This is a genomic window from Hyphomonas atlantica corrig. (assembly GCF_017795365.1).
Lineage (GTDB): Bacteria > Pseudomonadota > Alphaproteobacteria > Caulobacterales > Hyphomonadaceae > Hyphomonas > Hyphomonas atlantica.
This window is the reverse complement of the sequence record NZ_CP051254.1, coordinates 3,487,548-3,511,699: the sequence shown is the minus strand read 5'-3', so window position 1 is coordinate 3,511,699 and position 24,152 is coordinate 3,487,548. Positions and strand designations below refer to the sequence as shown.

The window sequence follows — 24,152 nt, the reverse complement described above, 5'->3', positions numbered from 1 at the left end:
CGCTTGCAACGACCGTCACTGCATCCCACATCAGGAAAGAACCGGATACCGGCTGCCGCTGAGCGGGGCCATCATCCATCAACTTCCATGATCTGCCTTTCAAAGGGGATATAGATGAATATTGAGCAATACACAGAACGCGCCCGCGCAATCATACAAGGCGCACAGACGGCCGCCCTCGCGAGCGGACATCAGGTTTTGACGCCAGCGCACATCCTGAAAACAATGCTGGAGGATCGCGACCAATTGGCCGTGAACCTCATTCGTGCAGCTGGAGGCCGGCCGGAACTCGTCGCGCAGGGCATTGATACCGCGCTTGGAAAACTGCCCAAAGTGCAAGGCACAAATTCAGGCTTGCGTCTGGAACAGGCTGGAGCGCAATTGTTTCAGAGTGCTGAAGCCGAGGCAAAACAGGCCGGTGACAGCTTCGTAACGGTAGAGCGCCTGTTGTTGGCTGTTTCAAAACTGAAAAATGATCCGGCAGCGGAGGTGCTGTCTCAGGCTGGCGTAACGCCGTCCGCTCTGGAAGGCGCGGTGGCACAATTGCGCCAAGGGCGTACAGCTGACAGCGAGAACGCGGAAGAGGGGTATGAAGCCCTCAAGAAATACGCGCGGGACCTGACCAAGGACGCTCGTGAAGGTAAGCTGGATCCTGTCATTGGCCGGGACGAAGAAATCCGCCGCGCCATTCAGGTCCTGTCTCGTCGGTCCAAGAACAATCCGGTCCTGATCGGTGAGCCAGGCGTCGGCAAGACCGCGATTGCGGAAGGCCTGGCCCTGCGCATCGTGAATGGCGATGTGCCGGAAAGCCTCAAGGGCAAGCGCCTGCTCGCGCTCGACATGGGCGCGCTGATTGCGGGCGCAAAATTCCGGGGCGAGTTTGAGGAGCGCCTGAAAGCCGTGTTGAACGAAGTTCAGCAGGCGGAAGGGGGTGTCGTGTTGTTCATCGATGAGATGCATACACTGGTCGGTGCCGGCAAATCAGACGGCGCGATGGATGCGTCGAATTTGCTGAAACCCGCGCTCGCGCGCGGCGAGTTGCACTGTATCGGTGCGACCACGCTGGATGAGTACCGGAAGTATGTCGAAGGTGACGCCGCACTCGCGCGTCGCTTCATGGCGGTTTACGTCAATGAGCCAACGGTTGAAGACACGATCTCGATCCTCCGTGGCCTGAAAGGCCGTTATGAGGCCCATCATGGCGTGCGCGTGTCCGACGCCGCCATTGTCTCTGCTGCAGGGCTTTCCAATCGGTACATCACGGATCGCTTCCTGCCGGACAAGGCCATCGACCTGATGGACGAGGCAGCGTCCCGTCTGCGCATGCAGGTGGATTCAAAGCCGGAAGAGCTGGACGAGATCGACCGGCGTCTTTTGCAGCTGAAGATTGAGGCCGAAGCGCTCAAGAAGGAAAAGGATGCGGCATCTGTTGATCGCCTGAAAACACTGGAAGGTGAGATCGCAGACCTGCAGACAAAATCCGACGAGCTGACGACCACATGGTCTGCCGAGAAGAACAAGCTGAAAGGCGCAGCGTCTGCCAAGGAACAGCTCGATCGCGCCTATGCCGACATGGCTGAAGCTCAGCGCCAGGGTGATCTCGGCAGGGCGTCGGAGCTGAAATTCTCGACCATTCCGCAATTGGAAAAGCAGATTGCCGAAGTCGAAGGCAGCGAAGAAGACAAGGGCGATGGTGGCCTTGTGTCCGAAGTCGTCCGCCCGGAGCATATTGCTGCCGTCGTTTCCAAATGGACCGGCATCCCGGTCGACAAGATGATGGAAGGCGAGCGCGAAAAGCTGCTGAAGATGGAAGAGGAGCTGCGCAAGCGGGTCGTCGGCCAGGACGCGGCTCTGGAAGCAGTCTCCAATGCCGTTCGCCGGGCACGCGCCGGCTTGCAGGATCCGAACCGCCCAATCGGTTCTTTCCTGTTCGTCGGTCCGACCGGTGTGGGTAAAACAGAACTGACCAAGGCGCTGGCCGAGTTCATGTTCGATGATGACACGGCGATCCTGCGGCTCGATATGTCGGAATTCTCCGAGAAGCATTCGGTAGCTCGCCTGATCGGTGCGCCTCCCGGCTATGTCGGCTATGATGAAGGCGGTGTGCTGACGGAATCCGTCCGGCGCCGTCCGTATCAGGTCATTCTGTTCGATGAAGTCGAGAAAGCCCATCCGGACCTGTTCAACACGCTGTTGCAGGTTCTGGATGATGGTCGCCTGACGGATGGCCAGGGCCGCACGGTCGACTTCAAGAACACGATCATCATCATGACGTCGAACCTCGGCGCAGATGCGCTGGCGAGCGGCGAAGAAGGCGACGTGTCCGATGCGGCCAAGGAGGCTGTCATGGGCGCGATCCGGATGCATTTCCGTCCGGAATTCATCAACCGGATCGATGAGATTGTCTTCTTTAAGCGGCTGGGCCGCGGCGAGATCGACCACATTGTCGATATCCAGATGGAACGTCTCGAAGGCCTGTTGAAGGACCGCAAGATGACACTGCAGCTCAGCCTCGACGCCCGCAACTGGCTGGCCGCACGCGGCTATGACCCGGTCTATGGTGCACGGCCCCTGAAACGGGTGATTCAGAAGGAACTTCAGGACCCGTTGGCTCGTCTCCTGCTGGAGGGCCGCATCCATGATGGCGAGACCATCGAGATCGGCGTCGAAGGTGACCAATTGGCGATCAATGGCGTGCCCAACGACTTCGCCAAAGGCGCCGCAGCCCTGAACTAGATGGCGCTAAACAGAAAGAGCCCCGGTCAAGCTATTGACCGGGGCTCTTTTCGTCTGAATGACCGCCCGATGACTAGGGCGATGGCGGATTGGTTTCTGCGGTGGATGCCAGCAATTGTGCGCCTTGTGCGGAGCGGATGGCGTCGATCTCGGCCTTGCGAAGTTCGAACTCGGCCAGCATCTCTGGCGTTTCGGCCAGCTTGCGCCCGGTTGGCAGCTTCAGCGACATGGCATTCACCGGCTTGCCCTTGATGTAGACCTCATAATGCAGGTGCGGACCGGTGGAGGCACCTGTCGAGCCGACATAGCCAATCACATCGCCCTGCCGCACACGTTTGCCAGCGCGTACGCCGGGCCCATAGCGCGACATGTGCGCATAGGCGGTCTTGTAGTCATTGGCGTGCTTGATGCGAACATAGTGGCCATAGCCGCCATAGCGGCTGGCGCGTTCGATCGTGCCATTGCCGGCCGCATAGATGGGTGTGCCGGTCGGTGCCGCGAAATCTGTGCCTTTGTGCAGGCGGGTGTAGCCCGAGATCGGGTGACGGCGGTTGCCGAAAGAGGATGAAAGCCGCGCGCCATTGATGGGCGTCTTCATCAGGAATTTCGTCGCGCTCTCGCCCTTTTCGTCGAAATAGTCGCCGATGCCGTCATCGCTTGGCGTGAACCGGTAGAAGCCCCGCGTCAGGGCGCGACCATTCAGTTTGGCAAAGACAAGTTCGCCATTCTTCACGGGCGTGCCGCGCTCGTCCACCATGGTTTCATAGACCATTTCGAAAGAGTCGCCCGGATGGATCTCGCGTTGGAAGTCGACATCATAGGCAAACGCACTGGCGAAATCGACGACCTGCTGGTCGCCAGCGCCAAGTTTGCGGGCGGCGTCATAGATTGAAGTTTCGATCGGTGCAGCCACCCGGTGATAGGTCGGGCTCAACCGCGCCTTCAGCTCACTTGCGGTCCAGTCGCCGGTGGCTGTTCGCGTGATGAACAGGTTGCGCTCGGCGTCAGCCTTGATGTTCAGCGCGGTCAGCTTGCCATTGGTGAGAAAGGCGTCTGCCTTCACGCCGGGGCGCAGACGGCGCGGATCCAGGAATTCCTTTTCGTAGATCGTGTGCAGGGCTGCAGCTGCGTCAGACGGCTCCGCACCGAGGCGCGTGACCAGCTCGGTCAGTGTTTCCCTGCGCTTCAGCGTGTCGCTTGTCTGCGTTGGCGCGCCGAGGCCAGGCTCGAATTCGGTCGCCGACAGCAGTGTTGCGGCAAGTGGCGGCGGAACGGGCGAGGCGTGCGCCGCGCTGATGCCACCGGATTCACTGTCCGGGCCGATGGAAACGACTCCTAGAACTGCCGATACCGACCCCAGAAGGCCCAGCACGATCAGGCTTTTCACGCCGTGGGACACAGTGCGTGCTGTGTCGGCGTGTGTTGTCTCATTCTTGTTCACGTCATGCACCATGGCGCGATTTCCCTCACTCACTTAGTGCCACCCAACACCGTTCGTCTCTATGGACTGTGACTGCAAGAAGGACCTTTTATACCGCTTACACGTTAAGAAACGACATTTTTGCTCAATTTGGCCTTCTTGCCTCTCTACAAATCCTAGTAGCCAATCAAAGCAAGAAGCAAGCCGGAAGCCTCAGTGAATACGCCACATTACAAAGATTTAGAGGTCGATAGCTCGAAACCGGGCAAACAGCGCCTGAAATGGGGGCGTTGGTTGGCTCTGGCTGTTTTGACGCTGATCCTGCTATTCGCGGCTCTGGTCTGGCTGGGGCGGAAGTACATCGCCCAGCAGGCACTCACCCAATGGTGTCACGAGCAATCGCTGGAATGCCAAGCGACTTTTGAAAGTCTGGGGCCTCGTGGCGCGATGCTGACCGATGTGCGCATCCGTTCGGGTGGTGAGACGCCCTTTGCGGCGGATGAGGTGATTGCGGATCTCGAATGGAGCGGCTTTGTGCCGTCTCTTGGAGGCGTGTCCGTCGTCGCACCACAGCTTCGCGGAACGCTGGACGATCGCGGCCTGCGATTCTACGGGCTGGAAAGCGTCGGCGGGTCTGGCAGCGGTGGCGGCGGCGCGCTGCCGCCCGTGAAGGTCAGTGCGGGGCGGGTGTCGCTTGCCACCAGCGCGGGTGACATTGGTGCCTCTATTGATCTGGAAGGCGAGTTCCCGACATCCGGCACGCTCCAGATGCGGCTGGACCCGGTATCGCTGTCGGGGCCTGAGGGGACGCTTGTGTGGTCTGAAGGGCGGGTGGACGTCGTCGCGCAGGATGGGCAACTGGAAGGGGACATATTCCTTGATCTCCAGCAGGCTGAAATTCGCGGCGTGCAGGCCCGGGAAGTCCAGCTCGAAGCCATCCTGAACTCACCGATCAGCGGAGAAGGGCGGACCCAATTCGTCTGGGACGGCACCATTTCGAGCGCCAGCTGGACCGGCTATGAAGTGACCGATGCAGAGACGAACGGACAGGCTATTTTCGCGCAATTGCCGTCGGCAGATCTGAACTCGGTTCTCGACGCCCTGATCCAATTGTCGGCTGAGGGAATGGTCGGAAAAGTTTCGGGCAGCGCGTTCGCGGGGCGCGATGTCGCTGCCGAGCTGGATCTGAATGGTGAAGCCGGTCGCGTCTCTGGTCCGTTCCTCGCAGTGGCGAACGCATTTGAGCTACCCCAGGGCCGCGGAGATACCGCCACCGTTCGGGGGCAATTGCGGCGTACGGCAGATGCAGGCATCGGTATTGAGGCCGAGATCACGACCGCAGGCGTCGCGCTCAATTCCGGCACTTCCGGCCAGCTTACAGATTTGATCAGCTTGCCAGACATCTTCTCGGCTCACGAAGCCAGCCTGAAAGATGCACTGCGCCGGGCAATGGTCGGGTTTGATGCGTCGCTCGCGGTTGATGCGCAGCGCGATGGAAGCGGCTGGAGCATGTCCGCGACCGGACCGGCGCAGGTGACCTCAAGAACTGGACTCGCGCTCGACATCGAGCCTGCCGAGACCGCCTGGTTCACTCAGCGAGGCCTGTCGCGCTCCTTCGATGCCAAGCTCGCGATGCGCGGCGGCGGCTTTCCCAATGTTGAGACTACTCTGTCGCTCAGGACCACTGAGAATGGCCTCAACGAAATCCATGCGCGCAATGTAAAACTGGCTCCGTGGCGCGCTGGTGACCGTAGCTTGTCTGCGGACCTGTCCAGCTTTGACCTTTTGCGCTCGGGCGAAGAAGCGCTCACTCTCGAAGCGGAAGGCAGGATCGGGATCGCCGGAAATGTGTCTGGTTTCGATCTGGCCTCGACGCATGTGACGGGGCATCTCATCGTGTCGTCCAGCGACGACGGATGGCGAATTGCGACGACAGAACGTTCCTGCCTGCAGCTGGACAGCGAGGGTGTTCGTTTCGGATCTGTGCAGCTTGGCGCATTCCAGACTCCAATTTGCCCGGAGGGCAACGAGTTCATCAAACCCGGCGAGACCTTTGCCGGATCGACGACACTTGGCGACATTTCCGTTCCCATTGCCTTCTCGTCGAATACTGGCAGCGTCAGTTTCACCAATGCGGAAATCGACTGGACCGGCGGCAAGACGGCCAGCGTCTCAGCCATCGCGGATGCGTTGTCCCTGTCCCTGAACATAGGCGAGCAATCGCTGACGATAGATGGGCAGACATTGCGGCTGGGCCTTGCGACACACTCCAATGCGCCCCCCGCACTGTCTGCGCGACTAGGCGCGACAAGATTCGACGGATCGCTCATTCCTGCCGATGTCAGCTCCACGGATTTCCGCTTTGACGGCACAACAGGCGAGAGTGGGGTGAAAGGCGGCCTCAGCGCAGATGGCGTCATGATCCGGGATTATCGGGCAGATCCGCTCTATCAGCCATTGACGGCAGATCTGGATGCGACGCTGAATGGGCCTGATTTCTACATGACCGGTCCACTCAAACTCTCGTCCAATGGCATCACCGTGGCGGACACGCTTTTGCGGCTCGATATCGCCACGCTGACGGGCATGGCGGCGGTTAACAGCCGGGACCTGACCTTTGAGCCGGGCGGCCTTCAGCCTTGGCGTCTGTCAGACCGACTGCGCGGCGTCTTCACGGATGCTCGGGGTAATCTGGTTGCCTCGGCGCGGCTCGAGATCGAGGGCGGCAAGATCGGTGGAACGGCCGATGTGACTGTTTCGGAGTTTGGTTTCCAGACCACGCGGCTTGGGCGGGTGCAGGGCGTGAATGGACAGGTCACGTTCAGTGACGTCATCGCCCTCACCACTGAGCCGGGGCAGGTGATCTCGGTAGAGCGTCTGAATCCTGGTGTGCCGCTCGAGAGTGGCAAGATCACGTTCCAGTTGGTCAATGGAAATCAGTTCAATGTGGAATCTGCATCATTCCCGTTTGCGGGTGGCACATTGGCGCTGTCGCCGCTGAATTGGTCCCTCGCGGGAGAGCAGCAGACTGTTGAGGTAACGGCCAACGGCATTGAGTTGTCGAAACTGGTGGAGGTGCTGAAATTGCCAGACACGCGCGCCACGGGCACCGTCTCCGGCAGCTTCCCCATTAACGTCGAGGGCACGGACATCTTCGTGCGTGATGCTCGCCTGAAGGCCGATGAGGCAGGCGGTTACATCTCCTATCAGGGCACCGCCGCTGACTCCGCCGGAGCGGCCGATCCGAATGCGAAGATGGCGTTTGAAGCGCTACAGGATTTTGATTTCACCGTGCTGGAGCTAGGGCTCGATGGAAACGTGCGCGACCGGATGACGATTTCCCTGATCCTGGAGGGCCGGAGCCGCAAGGGCATTGCTTATGGCAATGGCAATCAGGTGCTCAATGGTCAGCCCTTCCTGTTTGATATCACGGTCAATTCCGCACTGGGTGAGCTACTACGCAATGCGCAATACTATACCAGCCAGAAAAGCCTGACTGACGAGGTCGTCAAACAGGTCACGGCGAAGCGGCTGGAGGAAGGCGAACGTGAATAGCGCACAACGGTCAACTTCATTGACGTTAAGGCGGCGTGTGGCATGGTCCGTTCGAACCTTGAGGAGCGAATCCTGATGAAATTTCCAAAAGCCTTGCTGATTGGTGCGGGCATAGCAGCTCTGGCGGCGTGTACGCCGACCGTGCGCATCGAACCGTCCGACAAGCCGATCAAGATCGATCTGAACGTCAATATCACCCAGGAAGTCCGCGTGATCCTCGACAAGGAAGTCGAAGATTTGATCGCGGATAACCCGGACCTGTTCTAGTCTTGCGAAATCCGGAGACGAAATCATGAAATCCCTTCGCACTTTCTTCGCTGCACTTGCCCTTGTTTTCGGCATGTCAGCGCTCGCGCCAGCAGCTTTTGCGGGTGATCCCGTGATTGATGCCGCAATTGAATCTGGTCAGGTTGGTGAGCGCATCGACGGTCGCCTGGGCGTGATCGGGTCGGCCGATCCGGCACTGATCCGCAAGGTTCAGGAGATCAACAACAAGCGCGCCGCAAAATACGCCGAAGTCGCTGCTGAGACCGGCACAACGGTCGCTGAAGTTGCCCGCATTACCGGCGAAAAGCAGATTTCCAAACTGAGCCGCGGCCAGTGGTACATGGACGCGAGCGGCAGCTGGAAGCAGAAATAGCTTGTTCGCAGCCCAGGCCGGGATAGATACCGGATCATGTCACGCAAGCTGATCTTCTGGGTTGTCGCCAGCTTCCTGTTCCTCGGGGCCATGCTCTGGGGCATCTCGCGATTGTGGGAAAGCAACGCAGATGGCCTGTCCGGGCATGGCTGGTTCGCCTATGTGCTGGGCGGCGTCCTGACGCTCGCACTCTCCATGGGGTTGTTCCTGCTGACATTTCACAGCGCACGCCACGGCTATGACGAGATTGACCGTCCCGAGGACCGAACTGATCAGAACATTGATTATCGCCAATAGTTCATACAGCTTTGATTGACAGGCAGGGCGGCTCACACAATTCTGCACGGAATTCAATTTCCAGAATGGGGCTGCCTACTTCATGATCGATCCTGCACGCTTGTCCGCGTACATTGCTTCGCGCATCTGCCACGACCTGGTTTCGCCTGTGTCCTCGGTTACGAATGCGCTCGATCTGCTGAATGATCCGGGCGATGTAGAGATGAAAGCGCAGGCCGAAGCCCTGTTGCACGACGGCGCGGAAAAGGCTGGGGCGCGGATCCAGTTCCTGCGTTACGCCTTCGGTTCGATTGGCCTGAATTCCGGGGCAGCGGATATTCACGAAGCCCGCAAGATCACCGAGAATTTCGTCGCCAGCCACCGGCCGAGCATCGAGTTCGACATTCAGACCGATCATCTCAGCTTCTCCCATGTGCGCCTGATGATGAATCTGGTGATGATGGGCATCGACTGCCTGCCGCGCGGTGGTGTGATCCAGGTACGCATCCGCAATGAGCCCGTGGGACTGACCATTGCGCTCACCTGCAAAGGAAAGCGGGCGCGCCTGCGTCCTGACATTGCCAATGGAATCAAGGAAGTGGAGCCGGAGGATGGCTGGCGTCCGGAGACGATCCAGCCCCTGTTCGCGAAGATCATCTGTGATGGTCTGGGCGGCGAGCTGACGGCCAGCGAGAATGATGAGACAGTCATCATCATGGCGGCAGGTATTCGCGCCGAAGGCTGATTGCGGGGCGCTGAAAATTTACACTTTGGAAAGGGTTTCTTAACCGGGGCCCTTGAGATTCGTATTAATACTGCTGCGCACAGGATCCATCATGAAAACCTGTTTGATCGTCGACGATTCCCGCGTTGTCCGAAAGGTTGCGGCCCGTATCGTGCGCGACCTGAAATTCGATGTCGTGGAAGCCGGAGACGGCGCGGAAGCCATGCGCCACTGCCGCGAGAAGATGCCGGATGCCATCCTCCTGGACTGGAACATGCCGGTGATGAACGGGCTGGATTTCCTGCGCGCGCTGCGCCGGGAGGAAGACGGCAAGCGTCCGCTCGTTGTGTTCTGCTCCATCGAAAACGACGCTGAGCATATCAATGAAGCGTTGAGTTCGGGCGCGGACGAGTTCATCATGAAGCCGTTCGACGCGGATATTCTTGAAAGCAAATTTGCAGAAGTCGGGCTCGTTTGAAGCATTTCTTAACAAACCTTACCTAATGCATAAGGTTTAGGGGCAGAATGTCCGATTCGGAGTGTCAGATGCAGGAAGAGGTATTCAACGAACTGGCTGAACTGGCGCTGAAAGGCTCCGGTCAGGCGATTCCGAAATCCAAATCCTATCTCATTGAGGCACGGCTGGCGGCGATCGCCCGGCGCGAGGGCTTCGGCACGATGGCTGACCTCGTCCATTGCCTGAAATCTCGCGCAAATGCCGTATTTGCTGCGGAAGTGGCCGCAGCGCTCGTATCCAAGGACACATGGTTCTTCCGGGATCGCGAGGCGCTGCAGCGGATCGTTGAAGACGTGCTGCCAAAGCGCCTGAAAGCGTCCAATACAGGCCGCCTGAAGGTCTGGTGTGCGGGTGGCGCGACAGGCCAGGAAGCCTATTCGCTGGCCATCTTGCTGGAAGACGAATTGCCCGCCAGCCTTCGCGGGGCGAAGATCGACATTCTCTCGACAGACATTTGCAAGGTGGCAACAGAGAAAGCCCGCACCGCCCGTTATGGGCACTATGAGGTGCAGAAGGGCCTTTCCATTCACCGCTTGGTCAAACACTTCACACGTCTGGAAACAGGGCAGTGGGAGGCGTCAGATGCGCTTCGCTCCCGCGTCAGTTTCCGCCAGCACAATCTGCTTGAGCGGGCTGATGGACTTGGCAATTTCGACGTTATCCTGTGTCGCAATGTCCTGTCTGGCATGGCCCGGCCAGCCCGCACACAAGTGATAGAAAGCGTTGCGAAACAGATGATGCCCGGCGGCATGATCTTGATGGGCAGCGGTGAAAACATGTTCGGCGTGACCGACAAGCTGGAGCCCGCGCGCGAATTCCGCGGTGGCTGGGTCGCGGCGGGTACTGCCAACGCTGAGGCGTCTGCGGCCTGACCCCCTCGCAATTTGGCGCGCCTCGCGCTATATGCCCCCATTCCAGAAACTGCTCCGGGCCTTTACCCCGGATGGAGTGAGACATGACTTATGAACTGCCGCCGGCCTGGGATGGCCGTGTGAACTCTCTTGGATTTGCCAAACCGCCTGCGGAAACGCGCGTTGTCGCCGCCATGTCTGGCGGTGTCGACAGTTCCGTTGTGGCCGCCATGCTGAAGGCGCAGGGCTATGATGTCATCGGCATCACGCTGCAGCTTTACGATCATGGCGCCGCCATCGAGAAGAAGGGCGCCTGTTGTGCGGGGCAGGATATCCACGATGCCCGCAACGTATCTGATCAGATCGGCATTCCGCACTATGTGCTGGATTACGAGTCGAAGTTCCGTGAGCAAGTCATGGAAGACTTTGCTGATACATATCTGGCGGGTTCGACCCCCATTCCCTGCATCCGGTGCAACCAGACGGTCAAATTCTCTGACCTGCTGAAGACGGCGCGGGATCTGGGCGCGGACTGCCTGGCGACCGGCCACTATATTCGGCGTACAGATGGCGAGGACGGGCCCGAATTGCACCGCGCTGCTGATGCCAGCCGCGACCAGTCTTACTTCCTGTTCGCCACCACGGCGGAACAGTTGGACTATCTGCGCTTCCCGCTGGGCGATCTGCCGAAAACGCAAGTGCGCGAACTGGCGGACCAGTTCAATCTGCCGGTTGCCTCCAAGCCTGATAGTCAGGACATTTGTTTCGTGCCGGAAGGCTCTTACGCGAATGTGGTTGAAAAGCTGCGCCCCGGTGCCGGGCGCGGCGGTGAGATCGTGCATCTCGATGGCCGCGTGCTCGGCGAGCATAATGGCGTGATCCACTACACGATCGGCCAGCGCCGCGGCCTTGGCGTTGCGACCGGTGATCCACTTTATGTGGTGAAGATTGATGCGCCGACGCGGCGTGTCATCGTGGGCCCCCGCGAAGCGCTGATGACATCGGGCCTGTTGCTTGAGGAACTGAACTGGATCGGGGATGGCACGCTTGAGACAGCCGCCAATTCAGGCTCACCTGTGCTGGTCCGTGTGCGGTCGACGCGCCCGCCTGTGCCGGCGCGCATTGGCTGGAGCGATGGCGTGCCGGCGATCTGGTTTGATGACCCGGAAGAGGGCGTCGCGCGCGGTCAGGCAGCAGTGCTCTATGACGCGGCAGGCAGCACGCGCATTCTTGGGGGCGGCTTCATCCTGAAGACCATCCCAGCAGACGACCGCGTCGTGGCGGCCTAGCGGACTGTGCGCGGTTTCACGACTGACAGGCCAATGCCGCCAAGGACAATCAGTGCGGCCATCACGAAGCGTAGTGTCAGATCCTCGCTCAGGAAGGCAATTCCACCAAGCGTGGCAAAGATCGGCACGCTGAGCTGCGCAACGGCGGCTGTGGACGATGCCAGACGGGGTAGCACTGCGTACCAAAGGGCATAGCCGAGACCTGATGTTACAATGCCTGACAGGCAGGCCAGGACGAAGCCCTCGAACGTTACATTTGGCGCCAGGGCGAACAGGACGAGCAGGCTGAACGGGGCGGCAAGCGCGAAATTGGCCGCGGTCTCCGCCGTGGCATTTTCTGCGCCGCGTCCCATCAGCGAGTAAATGCCCCAGCCGAGCGCTGCAATTCCCATCAGGCCAGCGCCTGTTAGAGAGATTTCTGCATCAGGAGTTGGCCACAGGAACCAGGCAAGGCCGGAAGCTGCGACCAGCGCACCGATCCACTTCAGTCGGGATACTGACTCCCGCGCGATCACAGCGCCGGCGAACATGGTAATCTGTACACCGCCGAACAGGATCAATGCGCCTACGCCGGTATCGAGAGACACGTAGGCGAATGAGAAACCGAGCATATAAGCGAGCAGCGCGCCAACACTGAGATTGCGCTTGCACGTGAACAGGGAGGTGCGATTGTCAGAACGTACCAGAACAATCAGGCAAAGGATTATCGCACCGCTGAAAAGACGAATAACCGCAAAGCTCGCCGGGTCTATCAATTCTCCTGCGAGCGCGAGACGGTTCAGCACGGAATTGGCCGCGAACGCGATCATGGCCAGAAGGGTGAGGCAGAACAGTTTCATGCCGTCAGCGTGGGGCGCGCGCCATCACTCCATCCAGTCCGGTGGGGCGACCTTGGTGTCGTCTCCGCCCATACTGGGCTGGGGGTGACGTTCAAGAAGTTTTGCGACAATGGCATCCGCAACGCGATCAGCCTCGCGCAGGGCCGGGTACGTCCAGGTTTCCAGGACGCCGCCGAAGAGCCGCGCGGCGCCATGATCGATAAGGCTCTGATGCAGTTTGTCAAATTTTTCGGACCGGCCCTCAAGGCGGGCAATGTGGATCGGCAGATTGTGCCAGGCCGCATCAGACAGCATGTTGGCGCTGTCCTCGGTCACAATGGCGCAATCGGAAAAGACCAGCCATGCGAGATACGGATTCTCGCCGTCTTCCGGCCCCGCCCAGAAGCGGGCGCCAATTTCATCTGCCATCGCACGAAACCTGGCGACGATCTGAACCGGTGTGCGGCGGGATGTGGTGATGCGAAGACGCCAGCCCTGTCCAGCGAGCGTGCGCAATTGGGAGTCGAGGCGTTCTGCAGCGGCGTCCGTGAAAGTGTGTGCCTTGGAGTTCCCGCCGAGAATCACAATGGCACTCTTCCCACGTTCATCTGCAAGGTCGGCAAAGGACTGGCCTGCCTGTTCAATGAGGTCTGGCGGAAAATAGGAGGGGGAACCTATTGTCTGAATGACATTCGGTCCGCTGACCTCATCATGCGCCGGTGTGACCAGAAGGTCGAAATTGTCTGACGAAATTTTCGGATCCAGGATCTGCACGGTCAGGGTTTTTCCGCCTGACAGTTCGCGCACGGCACGCGTAAGCGCAGCGGAGCGCCGTCCGGCGGCAACCCATACAGTCGGCCAGGGTGGTCCCAGCAGGTCACGTTGATCCTTGGGCAGAGCGACTACGGGATTTGGCCATTTGTCCGCCGGCAGCCAACGCCACGGGATGCGTGGAGTCAGCACCAATGGGTCGGCACGGTGAGCCTCGCCTGCGATATGGGCGATCTGAATCCACCGGCGCGTGTCGCCCAGTGCCTGCAGCACGGCGCGCACCTGCGCTGCATTGCCTGCGCGGCCGTCGGAGACCGCCCAGACGGATGGTCCGAGCGACCCCGCCTCTGCCATTTACCGGTACTCGACCTTGGCGACCTCATAGGCGCGCGCACCGGATGGTGCGGCCACCTCTGCCTCGTCGCCTTCCTCCTTGCCGATCAGCGCACGGGCAATCGGGGAGGTGATGGAAATCTTGCCATCTTTCACGCTGGCTTCATCTTCGCCAACGATCTTGTAGGTGCTTTCTTCTTCCGTATCGACATCAATCAGGGTGACGGTGGCGCCAAAGCGCACCTTGCCGCCGGTCAGCTTGCTGACATCGATGACATCTGCACGGGCCAGCTTGTCGTCGATCTCTGCGATACGGCCTTCGATGAAGCTCTGCTTCTCCTTGGCGGCATGGTATTCAGCGTTCTCCGACAGATCTCCATGCGCGCGGGCTTCCGCGATCGCCGCAATGATGTTCGGGCGCTCAACGGATTTCAGCGTCTTGAGCTCGGATTGAAGCGCAGCATGGCCTTCTGCGGTCATGGGAATGCGGTCCATCTGTGTCACCTCTATTGTTGGCGGCAAAATCGTTGTCTTAATTGGTAATGGCGTCAAGTGGGGCTGATCAGGCCGATTGCAAGGCGCGCACCGAGATTTCCCGGTCTTTCTTGCTTTCAATGGCCTGTACCGAGGCGATTGAGGAGGCAAGAGTTGTGAAATACGGGATTTTCCCGTTCACAGCTGTCCGGCGGATGGAGGCTGAATCCGCGAGGGATGCGGCGCCTTCGGTCGTGTTGAACACGAGCTGAACCTTGCCATTGATCATCGCGTCAACGATATGCGGCTGGCCTTCCAGAACCTTGTTGATTCGGGAAACCGGCAGGCCTTTGCCTTCCAGGAATGCGGCTGTGCCGCTTGTCGCAACAATCGAGAAGCCAAGGTCCACGAGTTTCTGGATCGTCGGAACAATCCCTTCCTTGTCCGCATCGCGGAGAGAGACAAACACAGTTCCTGAGTCCGGAAGGTGGACCCCGGCCCCAAGCTGGCTTTTCAGGAAGGCCATGCCAAAATCATCATCCCATCCCATGACTTCGCCGGTGGAGCGCATTTCCGGGCCCAGTTGTGGGTCAACACCGGGGAAGCGGGCGAACGGGAACACCGCCTCTTTCACGGCCACACGGCGCGGATTGGCGTTCGTCAGGTCAAATTCGGTAAGGCTGGATCCGGCCATGACTTTCGCGGCGATGGCTGCGATTGGGGCACCAACAGCCTTGGCGACGAATGGCACGGTCCGGCTGGCGCGCGGGTTGGCTTCCAGAACGTAGATCTCGTCATCCTTGACCGCAAATTGAATATTGATCAGGCCACGCACTTTCAGCGCCTTGGCCAATGCGATGGTCTGTTCTGCGAGGCGGGCTTGCAGCTCTTTGGACAGCGTATAGGGCGGCAGGGCGCAGGCGGAGTCGCCGGAATGTACGCCGGCTTCTTCAATATGCTCCATGATGCCAGCGACATGCACGTTCTCACCGTCGCACAGCGCGTCCACATCCACTTCGATTGCGTCAGACAGGTAGCGGTCAATGAAGAGCGACGCGTCACCGGAATCCTTGGCCACATCCAGCGCTTCAGACGCGAATTTGCGCAGGTCCTCGTCATTGCGGGCGATTTCCATCGCACGTCCGCCGAGTACGAAGGAAGGCCGCAGCATGACTGGGTAGCCGATCTCGTTTGCCTTCACCTCAGCCTCTTCAACTGAGCGCGCCGTCCGCGAGGGGGCCTGCTGTATGTTCAGCGTGTCGAGCAGGGCCGCGAATTGCTCGCGATCTTCCGCTAGATCAATAGAGGCCGGGCTGGTGCCGAGGATCGGCACGTTTTCATTGTCCAGCGTATTTGCGAGCTTCAGCGGTGTTTGCCCGCCAAACTGAACGATTACGCCGTTCAGCTTGCCGGCGGATTGTTCCTTGTGGATGATCTCCAGAACATGTTCATCCGTCAGCGGCTCGAAGTAGAGTCGGTCGGATGTGTCATAGTCCGTGGACACCGTTTCCGGGTTGCAGTTGACCATGATAGATTCGATGCCAACATCTTCCATCGCAAAGGCGGCGTGACAGCAGCAATAGTCAAACTCGATGCCCTGTCCGATCCGGTTGGGGCCGCCGCCGAGGATGATGGCCTTGTTGCGGTTCGAGGGCAGGGCCTCGCATTCGGCTTCGTCCGCGCCGAAAACAGGATGCTCATACGTCGAATAGAGGTAAGGGGTCTTCGCCGCGAATTCTGCCGCACACGTATCGATACGTTTATAGACAGGGCGCACGTTCAGGCCGTGGCGCTGTGCACGGATATCTGCCTCCGTTTTGCCGACGAGTTTGCCCAGACGTTTGTCCGAGAAGCCCGCCATTTTCAGCTGCAGCATACCGTCTGCATCAGCGGGCAAGCCATCCTTCAGAACGCCTGCTTCGATCTGCATCAATTCTTCAATCTGCCGTAGGAACCATTTGTCGATTGAGGTGACCTGATAGACCTCGTCGACGCTGAGCCCCTGGCGCAGGGCCTGGGCGACAACCCGCAACCGGTTCGGCGATGGAACGCCCAGCGCATTGCGCAGATCGGCTTCTGTTTCGAAAGTGATTTCATCCAGTCCGGACAGGCCGGTTTCCAGAGAGCAGAGCGCCTTCTGAAGGCTTTCCTGGAAGGAGCGACCGATTGCCATTGCTTCGCCCACGGACTTCATGGCTGTGGTCAGGACCGGATCAGCGCCCTTGTACTTTTCGAATGCAAAGCGCGGGATCTTGGTGACGACATAATCAATCGTCGGCTCGAATGAGGCGGGTGTGACGCCCGTGATGTCATTGTCCAACTCGTCCAGCGTGTAGCCCACGGCCAGCTTGGCTGCGATCTTCGCGATCGGGAAGCCGGTCGCCTTGGATGCCAGCGCCGAGGAGCGAGACACGCGCGGGTTCATCTCGATGACAACGAGACGGCCATCTTTAGGGTTCACGGCGAATTGCACGTTAGAGCCGCCCGTCTCAACGCCAATCTCGCGCAGCACGGCGAGGGAGGCATTCCGCATCACCTGATATTCGCGGTCGGTCAGCGTCAGGGCTGGCGCAACAGTGATCGAGTCGCCTGTGTGCACGCCCATCGGATCAATGTTTTCAATGGAGCAGATGATGATCGCATTGTCCGCCTTGTCGCGAACAACTTCCATTTCGTACTCTTTCCAGCCGAGCAGGCTCTCATCGACAAGGATTTGCGCCATGGGGGAGGCTGCAATGCCTGACCGGCAGATCTCTTCATACTCCTCGACATTGTAAGCAACGCCGCCGCCCGTTCCGCCCAGTGTAAAGGCCGGGCGAATGATGGCGGGCAGGCCTACCTCATCGAGCGCTTCCATCGCGCGCTTCAGGCCTTCGATCCGGTCGTATTTGCCATCTTCCTTCTTGGGAGAGGAGATGATCGCCGCGCGCGGATTCTCCAGACCGATCCGGTCCATCGCTTCGCGGAACAGCTTACGGTCTTCAGCCATCTCGATGGCCTCAGCCTTTGCGCCGATCAGCTCGACGCCATGCTTTTCAAGAATGCCAGCATAATGCAGGTCCAGCGCGCAGTTCAGCGCTGTCTGGCCGCCCATGGTTGGCAACAATGCGTCCGGCTTTTCGGCCTCGATGATCTTCTCGACGACTTCAGGAAGGATCGGTTCGATATAGGTAGCGTCGGCCAGTTCCGGATCGGTCATGATCGTTGCCGGGTTGGAGTTCACCAGAATGACCCGGTAGCCCTCATCCTTCAGCGCCTTGACTGCCTGAACGCCTGAATAATCGAACTCGCACGCCTGACCGATGATGATCGGACCCGCACCAATGACCAGAATAGAGCGAATGTCAGTGCGCTTCGGCATATTACATGTCTCCTACCGGCCAAACGGCTGCCTCATAGCTGGGAGTCGGGGGCGGGGGCAAGGCTAAACGGTCGCGTTTCCGGGATTCACTGTAATTGATGGCGACGAATCCCTGAATACCTGCGCCCAGAGTCCATAGAGGAAGGCCCGCATCCATTTGGATACGGGCCTCACCATCGCACCAACGTCCTTATCGGATTACCAGCGCGACCTGTCATAAGGGTAACGGTCATAGGCGTCAGCATAGCCATCGCCATCAGCGTCCTTTTCGTCGGCCTGGTCTTTCACACCCGGCATGTCGCAATCTTCGGATTCGGTACAGCCTTTGGCCGCGCCACCTGCACCCCCCAGAACCGCGCCAATCGCTGCGCCGCGCTTTGCGTCACCATCGCCGACATTGTTGCCGATCACTGCGCCGGCCGCAGCGCCTGCAGCGGCGCCATAAGCTGCGTTACGTTCAGTTGTGCCGGTCTGGGTGCAAGCGGCCAGAGCAATGGCGCTGATGCCTGCTGCGGCGAGTTTCAGATAAGCGGTCATGGGACATTCCTTTCCGTATTGTACGGCAGAGAAACGTCCCCTTGTGGCGCTGGTTCCGTGGAATATCAGACACTTACCGTATCGTAATCTCCGCGCGTTGCTGTGCGTGTGCCCCGTCTACTGCTCGAAGACGAAGGACACCGACACTGGAACCGCCGGGCTGATGGATGGTAAAGCCGCCACTTCGCGCAAGGCTTCAAGGCCCGCATCCAGTTCGAAATCAGCGGCGTGTACCAGAACCGGACTTGCGGATTCCACCAGCACCTTGTCAGCGCCGACCCGTGTTACGAACAGGTCTGCGAAATATGCATTCTCCACACCGTGCAGGCCCACGGTGATGTCAGCCTCGATCCGCTTCCGGTCGCCTCCTTCCATTTCACTAAAGGCATCAAGCGCTGTCTCGGACGTAATGGTCAACGTCGGATGGGTTTCGGTTTCGAACAGCATCGCGCGCATCCGCTCGTCCCGCAGCTCGATGGCTGTGTCCACGCTGTCCAGCGCGATTTCAATCGTCGCCGCCCCTTCGGGGGTCACACTGCCCGTCATCGTCTTGAATGTGTGAACCTCGGCCAGCTCATCGGCCTTTGTGGAAACAAATGTCAGCCGCGACTCCTCGCTTACCAGATGCCAATCGGCGCTGGCATCTATTGACGAGGCAGGGGCAGGGACAGGGGCTTCGGTGCTGGAGGGCGCACCACAAGCGGTGAGCGCAAGGGCGCAGGCCCCGGCCAGAATGCTAAGGCGAATGGTCATGATCGGTCTCCGGAAAAGTCGGGGCTTGAGGTCTGCGAGGGAAAGGGGGTCAGCTCCAGCGCTTGGCAAGCTTCTGGCTGGTCGCGTCCGCATCCTGTGTCGCCGCGCCCTGATAGCCAGTGATAGAGTCTGCCACGAACGGATTGTCCTGGCGCTCCTGACCGAAGGTCGAGAGGGGGCCGTGTCCCGGCACGAAGCGCATTTCATTGCCCAGCGGCCAGAGCTTGCCCGTGATGGAGTCGATCAGTTGCTGGTGGTTGCCGCGCGGAAAGTCTGTCCGCCCGATGGAGCCACGGAACAGCACATCGCCGACAAAGGCCAGCGCGCCCGCCTTGTTGTAGATCACGACGTGGCCTGGCGTATGACCAGGGCAATGTGCGACGCCAAACTTGTTGCCGGCCAGTTCCAGTTCGTCGCCGTCATGCAGGTAGCGATCCGGTTTCACATTGCGTCCATCGGTGATGCCGTATTTTGCGCCCTGGGCTTCCAGTTCATCCAGCAGCCATTGGTCATCCTCATGTGGCCCGATGATCTGGCAGCCCGTACGCTCCGAAACCTCGGTCGCTGCACCGGCATGGTCCAGATGGCCATGTGTCAGCCACACGCCCACGATCTTCACGCCAAACTGGTCCGCCGCGCCCATGAGCTTGTCGACCTCACCACCGGGATCAATGAACACGCCTTCCATGGTCTCTGTGGACCAGATCATGGACGTGTTCTGCTGCAGGGGCGTCACCGGGATGATGCGGATTTCGAGCTTCGGCTGAGTGGATTGGTCTGTCATGCGTCCAGAAATAGCGATCCCCACCGCATTCGTGAAGGTGTAACCGTGCTTTCCCTTGCGCCGGGCTTTGGTTTAAATGGGTTAACGAGCAATCGAGATGGAGACTGCCCATGCGCATGCCGCGCCACGCCTATGGCCACAAAACCCGCAGCAGCGGTTTTGGCGGATTGTTGCGCAGCAGGTTCAGCCTGATTCTGGTGGGTTTGTTCCTGGTGTTTCTCTATTGGCAAGCAAATCAGAGCGAAGTGCCCTTCACCGGGCGCAAACAGCTGAACACGGTCTCGATTGAGAAAGAAGTTCAACTCGGCCAGCAATCCTATCTCCAGATCCTCAATCAGGAGCAGGACAGGGGCAATGAAGTGTTCTGCGCGTCGGGCACGGTATGCGCTGGCGAGGCCGCTGAATACACGCAAGCCGTTCGCGACATCGGTGTGCGCCTCCAGGCTGCCGCTGTCGAGCTGGAGCAGGATTTGCTGCGCCAGGGGGCTTCTTTCACGCCCGTCGCAGATCAATTCGACTGGACTTATTATGTCGTGGACTCGGAAACGCCGAATGCCTTCTGCCTGCCCGGCGGATACGTGGCGATCTATACCGGCATCCTGGATGTAACCGGCAATTACGACGGTTCGGTCAGCACCGCGGACATTGAAGACCTCGACAAACTGGCGGTCGTGATGGGGCACGAGATCGGCCATGCGCTCGCCCATCATGGTGCCGAGCGTGTCAGCCAGCAGCGGGTCGTTCAATTCGGCCAGATCGCTGTAGGTGTCGGCCTGGGTGACATGGACGCCTCTCAGCAGCGCGCCATCATGCAGGCCTTCGGCGTTGCGGCGCAGGGTGGAATGCTGGCCTATTCGCGCCAGCATGAAACAGAAGCCGACAAGATCGGTCTCGATCTGCTGGTGCGCGCCTGTTACGACCCAGGTGAAGCGCCGGAACTGTGGGAGCGGATGGGGCAGATTGGCGGCGGGCAACGTCCGCCGGAATGGATGTCCACACACCCGGCTTCTGAAACGCGCGCAGAGAATTTCCGCCAATGGATGCCGGATGCGATCGCGGAATATGAGCGCCGCTGCGGGCCGCTCAGCTAGGCGTCTTCATCACCGCGTAGTCGGTCAATGATCGCATCGCGCCAGCTTTCCGGCATCAGGAACAAAGTCCACGCGCCTGCTTCATAATGGGCGCGACGCCAGATATCGAGCGGGTTGAACCCACCTCTGGGGCAGGCGCCATATGCTTTCGCCTGATTGCCGGGATGGCTGGCATAAACCGCCTTTGCGCGCAGGATGTGCATGCAGTTGGAGATGAAGACGATCTTGCCGCTTTCTGCGGTGCTGGTCGTGTTGGCGAGGTTTTCCAGGCCGGAAATCGTGTCGCGGCTTTCGACATCTGCGCTGACTTTTTCTGCACGGCCAGACCGCCGGGCGGCAAGCAATGCCATCTCCTGGCTGCCGAGTCGGCCTTCCTGTGGCCGGTGCCCACCGACAACGAGAAGCCGGTCAAGCTTCTCGGCCTTCAGAAGGGCGACGCCCTTGTCTATACGGGCAGACGCATCGGCCGCATTGTCAGTATAGAAAATGATGCCCCGTCCACCAGACAGCTTGCCGGTTTCATCTGAAAGGCGTGTCACGCCCCAGAACAATAGCGTCGCGACAAGGTCAGCTACGACCAGCCAGATCAACAAGGTTCGAATGCGGTGAATCACAAGGGCTATAATCACCAACTCGCTGTCCGCCGCTAGAGCGGATGTGCAACATCTGCTCCATATTTGCAGTGTTACTCAGTGAGTGAAGGCGCTGCCAGCGCAGCGAGATAATCCCGCACGGGTGTTGTCAGATCATCTGGCAGATCATCCAGCGCAAACCAGCCCCATCCGCCATGCTTTTCCGGCTCCATCACGCGTGGTTCACCGGAGACAATCCGCGCCGAATAAACCGGCGCGACCCAGTGCCGACCATTGCCCTTGTCGATGGTCTCCGCAATACAGGCGAGCCCGGTCAGTTCGATCTGAATGCCGAGTTCTTCCTCGATTTCCCGACGCGCCGTGTCTTCTGCCCGTTCGCCAAAATCGATCTTGCCGCCCGGCAGGCCCCAGGCTCCGGCTTCAGGCTCTTTCAGGCGCTGGATCAGGAGAAGGCGGCCTGAATCGTCGCGAATGGCCGCGCCGCAACCGGCGCCGGGCAGGGAATCAGAATCACTCATGTCAGGTATCTTATCAGGAGTATGCCTGCGCCCGCACCGCGAACCTGTTTTGGATATGTTTTGGAACAGGGTATCGTGTGGGCGGGAAACATCGAGAGGGGAAGGACCAATGGCAAAAGTGATCGGGCTCGGAGGGCTGTTCTTTCTTTGCAAGGACGTGGACGCAACCCGCGCATGGTACACGCGCGTTCTGGGCATCGAGATTGATGATTATGGCGGATCCAGCTTTTCGCAGGCTGATGCTGCCGCGCAATTCCCGCAAGGGGCCCGCACGATCTGGGCGCCCTTCAAGGCAGAGAGCGACTATTTCAAGCCATCCGATAGCGACTTCATGATGAATCTGATGGTGGACGATCTGGACGGCATGATCGAGCGGATCAGGGCAGAAGGCGTTTTGCTGGAGGGAGAGCCAATGGTCGAGAGCTATGGCAAGTTTGCTTGGGTGATGGATCCCGACGGCCGCAAGATCGAGCTGTGGCAGCCAATCGAGTCCGAGCCCGCAGTCTGAGGATCAGAACCAGCCGGCAACCTTGCCCCAGGGTACAAACAATAGCGTGATGGTCAGCGCAGCCGTCGTGGCGGCAAATCCGGCCAGCATCACCGCGCCATCGCGCGCGACAAGGCCGAGGCCGAACAGGGTAATCGCGACGCCCGGCGCCGCTACGGCGAACGGCACCAGTTCAAGCGGGATCATCAGGATCGCCAGAACAGAGACGGCAATTGCGGCCAGATACGTCGCCGTTTTACCGGTTGCCCAGGAAAGTCGTTCCGTAATCATCCGGTCCACACGTTTCAGCCACGGCTTCACGCGGTCTTCTGCCTGTTCAAGTTTCTCGGTTTCAATGGACTGGTTCTGGATGAAAGAGGGCATCCAGATATGACTGGCGCCGAACAGGATCTGCAGACTGAAAAGAAGAATCACGAAACCGACAATCGCCGGCAGGCCCGGAATCCCGCCAAGCGGGGGCAGGACGACGAGTAGGCCAAGCAGTGTGATGATGGGTCCGAAAGAGCGCTGCCCGAACATGTCGAGCAGGTCGCCAATGGAAACTTCGCCATCATCGCCTTCTTCAATGGCGGTTTCGAGAACGTTTTCGAGTGGGTCGCTTTGTGATGCCGTCATGTCCTTCCTCATGCTTGCAGGCTCAACGCGCAAGCACGGGATCGGTTCTCAAGACCCAAAAAAATGGCCGCCCGGCGAAACACCAGAGCGGCCCGAGGAGAGGACTGCTAGTCAGTCTGACGCATTAGCGTGCAGATTTCTTGCACGACTCGATGTCGTCAGCTTCCAATTCAGAATTTTCGTTACCGTAGGAAAGGATCACGCCAGCTTTCTTGGCGATTTTCTTGCAGTCGCGAACAGAGGCTTTCTTGCGGTCGAGGTCGCCTTTGCAGACAGTGCCTTCGCACAGCCATACGGTGCCGATGGCAACAACTTGGCCGTCTTTCACCGGCTCGGCGGTTTCGAAGGTGAACGTGGTGGCAAAAGCAGGTGCGCTGAGTGCGAGGAAAGCGGCTGCTGTCAGAGCTGAACGGATCATGGGAGAGACCTTTCGGTACGTGGACGTTGGAAACGGTGCCGGACCCTAAGTGTCCGTACCGTCCCCATAGCGATTGCTGACGAAAACGTCAATCATTCAGCCTTCCTTGGTTCAGCTAGTCGTCAATCTCCGCGACCAAGCGCGGGGCGAGGTCCGACTTGGACATGTAGGCGGCGGTCAGGCTGGGGTGGTCGATCTTGTTCACAGCCTCGGCGACAACGCGCGACACACAGCGATCATCGACGCGCGGTGCGCTCGACACCGGCAACTCATAGCGACACAGGGAAACAGCCTGATCCTCAACGGAATCAAGGACGGAGGCCGCGCCGAGGCGCGTGTGCAGTGCGCTGTTATCATACTGGATTTCAGCTGAAACGGACTGTGCCGGATCGGCCATTGCAGGCGCGGCCCAGGCAATGCCGGCCAGAAGCGCGGCGGTCGTAAGCAGGGAAAGACGGGAAGACGGCATGGGAGGAAACCTTCTTGCAGTTGCGGCCGGTGGTGACCGTGTATCCAAACTATAATCAATGAACAAAATGTCAATTGTTCATTGATTATTTTTTTGTGTCT

At 59.4% G+C, this 24,152-nt stretch carries 24 protein-coding genes; 11 read left to right on the top strand and 13 right to left on the bottom strand.

Going from position 1 to position 24,152, the window contains the following annotated elements:
* Positions 1-114 precede the first annotated feature (114 nt).
* Complete coding sequence (gene clpB / locus HF931_RS16790) at positions 115-2,736, top strand: ATP-dependent chaperone ClpB (protein ID WP_272983728.1); 2,622 nt, start codon at positions 115-117, stop codon at positions 2,734-2,736.
* A gap of 73 nt (positions 2,737-2,809) precedes the next feature.
* Here clpB and HF931_RS16785 read toward each other — a convergent pair whose 3' ends face one another.
* A complete protein-coding gene (locus HF931_RS16785; protein WP_273241238.1) occupies positions 2,810-4,210 on the bottom strand; it encodes a M23 family metallopeptidase in 1,401 nt (466 codons plus the stop codon).
* Between the two features lie 162 nt (positions 4,211-4,372).
* Here HF931_RS16785 and HF931_RS16780 point away from each other — a divergent pair, with 162 nt between their 5' ends.
* The 8 genes from HF931_RS16780 (at position 4,373) to mnmA (ending at position 12,008) form a co-directional block, all read left to right on the top strand.
* The gene (locus HF931_RS16780; protein ID WP_273241236.1) at positions 4,373-7,711 is read left to right on the top strand and encodes an intermembrane phospholipid transport protein YdbH family protein; all 3,339 of its coding nucleotides are present in this window, start codon (positions 4,373-4,375) and stop codon (positions 7,709-7,711) included.
* Positions 7,712-7,786: 75 nt separating this feature from the next.
* Positions 7,787-7,978, top strand: a complete 192-nt coding sequence (locus HF931_RS16775; protein ID WP_155841806.1) for a YnbE family lipoprotein — start codon at positions 7,787-7,789, stop codon at positions 7,976-7,978.
* 25 nt (positions 7,979-8,003) lie between these two features.
* Complete coding sequence (locus HF931_RS16770; protein WP_035551135.1) at positions 8,004-8,351, top strand: YdbL family probable chaperone protein; 348 nt, start codon at positions 8,004-8,006, stop codon at positions 8,349-8,351.
* Between the two features lie 36 nt (positions 8,352-8,387).
* Positions 8,388-8,648 carry a hypothetical protein gene (locus HF931_RS16765; RefSeq protein ID WP_273241234.1) on the top strand — a complete coding sequence of 87 codons (261 nt, stop codon included), beginning with the start codon at positions 8,388-8,390 and terminating at the stop codon, positions 8,646-8,648.
* A gap of 82 nt (positions 8,649-8,730) precedes the next feature.
* The gene (locus HF931_RS16760; protein WP_051602643.1) at positions 8,731-9,372 is read left to right on the top strand and encodes a histidine phosphotransferase family protein; all 642 of its coding nucleotides are present in this window, start codon (positions 8,731-8,733) and stop codon (positions 9,370-9,372) included.
* Between the two features lie 91 nt (positions 9,373-9,463).
* Complete coding sequence (locus HF931_RS16755) at positions 9,464-9,829, top strand: response regulator (protein ID WP_273241232.1); 366 nt, start codon at positions 9,464-9,466, stop codon at positions 9,827-9,829.
* Between the two features lie 68 nt (positions 9,830-9,897).
* Positions 9,898-10,740, top strand: coding sequence for a CheR family methyltransferase (locus HF931_RS16750; RefSeq protein WP_051602644.1), 843 nt, complete (start codon positions 9,898-9,900; stop codon positions 10,738-10,740).
* Between the two features lie 83 nt (positions 10,741-10,823).
* Complete coding sequence (gene mnmA, locus HF931_RS16745) at positions 10,824-12,008, top strand: tRNA 2-thiouridine(34) synthase MnmA (protein WP_273241230.1); 1,185 nt, start codon at positions 10,824-10,826, stop codon at positions 12,006-12,008.
* On the opposite strand, the gene HF931_RS16740 is transcribed toward mnmA, so the two are convergent.
* The 7 genes from HF931_RS16740 to HF931_RS16710 all read right to left on the bottom strand — a co-directional run bounded on the left by HF931_RS16740 (position 12,005) and on the right by HF931_RS16710 (position 19,839).
* Positions 12,005-12,847: a DMT family transporter gene (locus HF931_RS16740; RefSeq protein ID WP_273241228.1), complete on the bottom strand. Its 843-nt coding sequence runs from the start codon at positions 12,845-12,847 to the stop codon at positions 12,005-12,007. The genes mnmA and HF931_RS16740 overlap by 4 nt on opposite strands.
* Before the next feature lie 24 nt (positions 12,848-12,871).
* Positions 12,872-13,951, bottom strand: coding sequence for a mitochondrial fission ELM1 family protein (locus HF931_RS16735; protein ID WP_273241226.1), 1,080 nt, complete (start codon positions 13,949-13,951; stop codon positions 12,872-12,874).
* Positions 13,952-14,425 (bottom strand): transcription elongation factor GreA, encoded by a 474-nt coding sequence (gene greA / locus HF931_RS16730; protein ID WP_273013215.1) that lies wholly within the window; start codon positions 14,423-14,425, stop codon positions 13,952-13,954.
* Positions 14,426-14,492: 67 nt separating this feature from the next.
* Positions 14,493-17,765: a carbamoyl-phosphate synthase large subunit gene (carB, locus tag HF931_RS16725; RefSeq protein WP_273241224.1), complete on the bottom strand. Its 3,273-nt coding sequence runs from the start codon at positions 17,763-17,765 to the stop codon at positions 14,493-14,495.
* Between the two features lie 198 nt (positions 17,766-17,963).
* A complete protein-coding gene (locus tag HF931_RS16720) occupies positions 17,964-18,302 on the bottom strand; it encodes a glycine zipper domain-containing protein (protein ID WP_035551153.1) in 339 nt (112 codons plus the stop codon).
* 117 nt (positions 18,303-18,419) lie between these two features.
* On the bottom strand, positions 18,420-19,055 hold the full coding sequence (locus HF931_RS16715) for a YceI family protein (RefSeq protein WP_273241222.1): 636 nt from the start codon (positions 19,053-19,055) through the stop codon (positions 18,420-18,422).
* Between the two features lie 49 nt (positions 19,056-19,104).
* The gene (locus HF931_RS16710) at positions 19,105-19,839 is read right to left on the bottom strand and encodes an MBL fold metallo-hydrolase (protein WP_273241221.1); all 735 of its coding nucleotides are present in this window, start codon (positions 19,837-19,839) and stop codon (positions 19,105-19,107) included.
* A 110-nt stretch (positions 19,840-19,949) separates the two neighbouring features.
* Here HF931_RS16710 and HF931_RS16705 point away from each other — a divergent pair, with 110 nt between their 5' ends.
* Positions 19,950-20,930 carry a M48 family metallopeptidase gene (locus HF931_RS16705; protein ID WP_273241220.1) on the top strand — a complete coding sequence of 327 codons (981 nt, stop codon included), beginning with the start codon at positions 19,950-19,952 and terminating at the stop codon, positions 20,928-20,930.
* Here HF931_RS16705 and HF931_RS16700 read toward each other — a convergent pair.
* Positions 20,927-21,559: a YdcF family protein gene (locus HF931_RS16700; RefSeq protein WP_273013205.1), complete on the bottom strand. Its 633-nt coding sequence runs from the start codon at positions 21,557-21,559 to the stop codon at positions 20,927-20,929. The genes HF931_RS16705 and HF931_RS16700 overlap by 4 nt on opposite strands.
* Before the next feature lie 56 nt (positions 21,560-21,615).
* Positions 21,616-22,041: an NUDIX hydrolase gene (locus HF931_RS16695; protein WP_273241219.1), complete on the bottom strand. Its 426-nt coding sequence runs from the start codon at positions 22,039-22,041 to the stop codon at positions 21,616-21,618.
* Between the two features lie 109 nt (positions 22,042-22,150).
* Here HF931_RS16695 and HF931_RS16690 point away from each other — a divergent pair, with 109 nt between their 5' ends.
* Positions 22,151-22,549 (top strand): VOC family protein, encoded by a 399-nt coding sequence (locus HF931_RS16690; RefSeq protein WP_273241217.1) that lies wholly within the window; start codon positions 22,151-22,153, stop codon positions 22,547-22,549.
* Positions 22,550-22,552: 3 nt separating this feature from the next.
* On the opposite strand, the gene HF931_RS16685 is transcribed toward HF931_RS16690, so the two are convergent.
* From HF931_RS16685 to HF931_RS16675, 3 genes are all read right to left on the bottom strand, one after another.
* The gene (locus HF931_RS16685) at positions 22,553-23,164 is read right to left on the bottom strand and encodes an exopolysaccharide biosynthesis protein (protein WP_273241216.1); all 612 of its coding nucleotides are present in this window, start codon (positions 23,162-23,164) and stop codon (positions 22,553-22,555) included.
* A gap of 124 nt (positions 23,165-23,288) precedes the next feature.
* Positions 23,289-23,582: a CC_3452 family protein gene (locus HF931_RS16680; protein WP_273241214.1), complete on the bottom strand. Its 294-nt coding sequence runs from the start codon at positions 23,580-23,582 to the stop codon at positions 23,289-23,291.
* 115 nt (positions 23,583-23,697) lie between these two features.
* Positions 23,698-24,051 (bottom strand): UrcA family protein, encoded by a 354-nt coding sequence (locus HF931_RS16675; protein ID WP_273013197.1) that lies wholly within the window; start codon positions 24,049-24,051, stop codon positions 23,698-23,700.
* Positions 24,052-24,152 lie beyond the last annotated feature (101 nt).

Bases quoted from the DNA above. Each gene is read 5' to 3' on its own strand.
- HF931_RS16690 (WP_273241217.1), top strand. From the start codon at position 22,151: ATGGCAAAAGTGATCGGGCTCGGAGGGCTGTTCTTTCTTTGCAAGGAC.
- HF931_RS16695 (WP_273241219.1), bottom strand. From the start codon at position 22,041: ATGAGTGATTCTGATTCCCTGCCCGGCGCCGGTTGCGGCGCGGCCATT.
- HF931_RS16715 (WP_273241222.1), bottom strand. From the start codon at position 19,055: ATGACCATTCGCCTTAGCATTCTGGCCGGGGCCTGCGCCCTTGCGCTC.
- HF931_RS16755 (WP_273241232.1), top strand. From the start codon at position 9,464: ATGAAAACCTGTTTGATCGTCGACGATTCCCGCGTTGTCCGAAAGGTT.
- HF931_RS16765 (WP_273241234.1), top strand. From the start codon at position 8,388: ATGTCACGCAAGCTGATCTTCTGGGTTGTCGCCAGCTTCCTGTTCCTC.
- carB (WP_273241224.1), bottom strand. From the start codon at position 17,765: ATGCCGAAGCGCACTGACATTCGCTCTATTCTGGTCATTGGTGCGGGT.
- HF931_RS16710 (WP_273241221.1), bottom strand. From the start codon at position 19,839: ATGACAGACCAATCCACTCAGCCGAAGCTCGAAATCCGCATCATCCCG.
- HF931_RS16770 (WP_035551135.1), top strand. From the start codon at position 8,004: ATGAAATCCCTTCGCACTTTCTTCGCTGCACTTGCCCTTGTTTTCGGC.
- greA (WP_273013215.1), bottom strand. From the start codon at position 14,425: ATGGACCGCATTCCCATGACCGCAGAAGGCCATGCTGCGCTTCAATCC.
- clpB (WP_272983728.1), top strand. From the start codon at position 115: ATGAATATTGAGCAATACACAGAACGCGCCCGCGCAATCATACAAGGC.
- HF931_RS16680 (WP_273241214.1), bottom strand. From the start codon at position 23,582: ATGATCCGTTCAGCTCTGACAGCAGCCGCTTTCCTCGCACTCAGCGCA.
- HF931_RS16760 (WP_051602643.1), top strand. From the start codon at position 8,731: ATGATCGATCCTGCACGCTTGTCCGCGTACATTGCTTCGCGCATCTGC.
- HF931_RS16735 (WP_273241226.1), bottom strand. From the start codon at position 13,951: ATGGCAGAGGCGGGGTCGCTCGGACCATCCGTCTGGGCGGTCTCCGAC.
- HF931_RS16740 (WP_273241228.1), bottom strand. From the start codon at position 12,847: ATGAAACTGTTCTGCCTCACCCTTCTGGCCATGATCGCGTTCGCGGCC.
- HF931_RS16685 (WP_273241216.1), bottom strand. From the start codon at position 23,164: ATGACGGCATCACAAAGCGACCCACTCGAAAACGTTCTCGAAACCGCC.
- HF931_RS16775 (WP_155841806.1), top strand. From the start codon at position 7,787: ATGAAATTTCCAAAAGCCTTGCTGATTGGTGCGGGCATAGCAGCTCTG.
- HF931_RS16750 (WP_051602644.1), top strand. From the start codon at position 9,898: ATGCAGGAAGAGGTATTCAACGAACTGGCTGAACTGGCGCTGAAAGGC.
- HF931_RS16720 (WP_035551153.1), bottom strand. From the start codon at position 18,302: ATGACCGCTTATCTGAAACTCGCCGCAGCAGGCATCAGCGCCATTGCT.
- HF931_RS16675 (WP_273013197.1), bottom strand. From the start codon at position 24,051: ATGCCGTCTTCCCGTCTTTCCCTGCTTACGACCGCCGCGCTTCTGGCC.
- HF931_RS16705 (WP_273241220.1), top strand. From the start codon at position 19,950: ATGCGCATGCCGCGCCACGCCTATGGCCACAAAACCCGCAGCAGCGGT.
- mnmA (WP_273241230.1), top strand. From the start codon at position 10,824: ATGACTTATGAACTGCCGCCGGCCTGGGATGGCCGTGTGAACTCTCTT.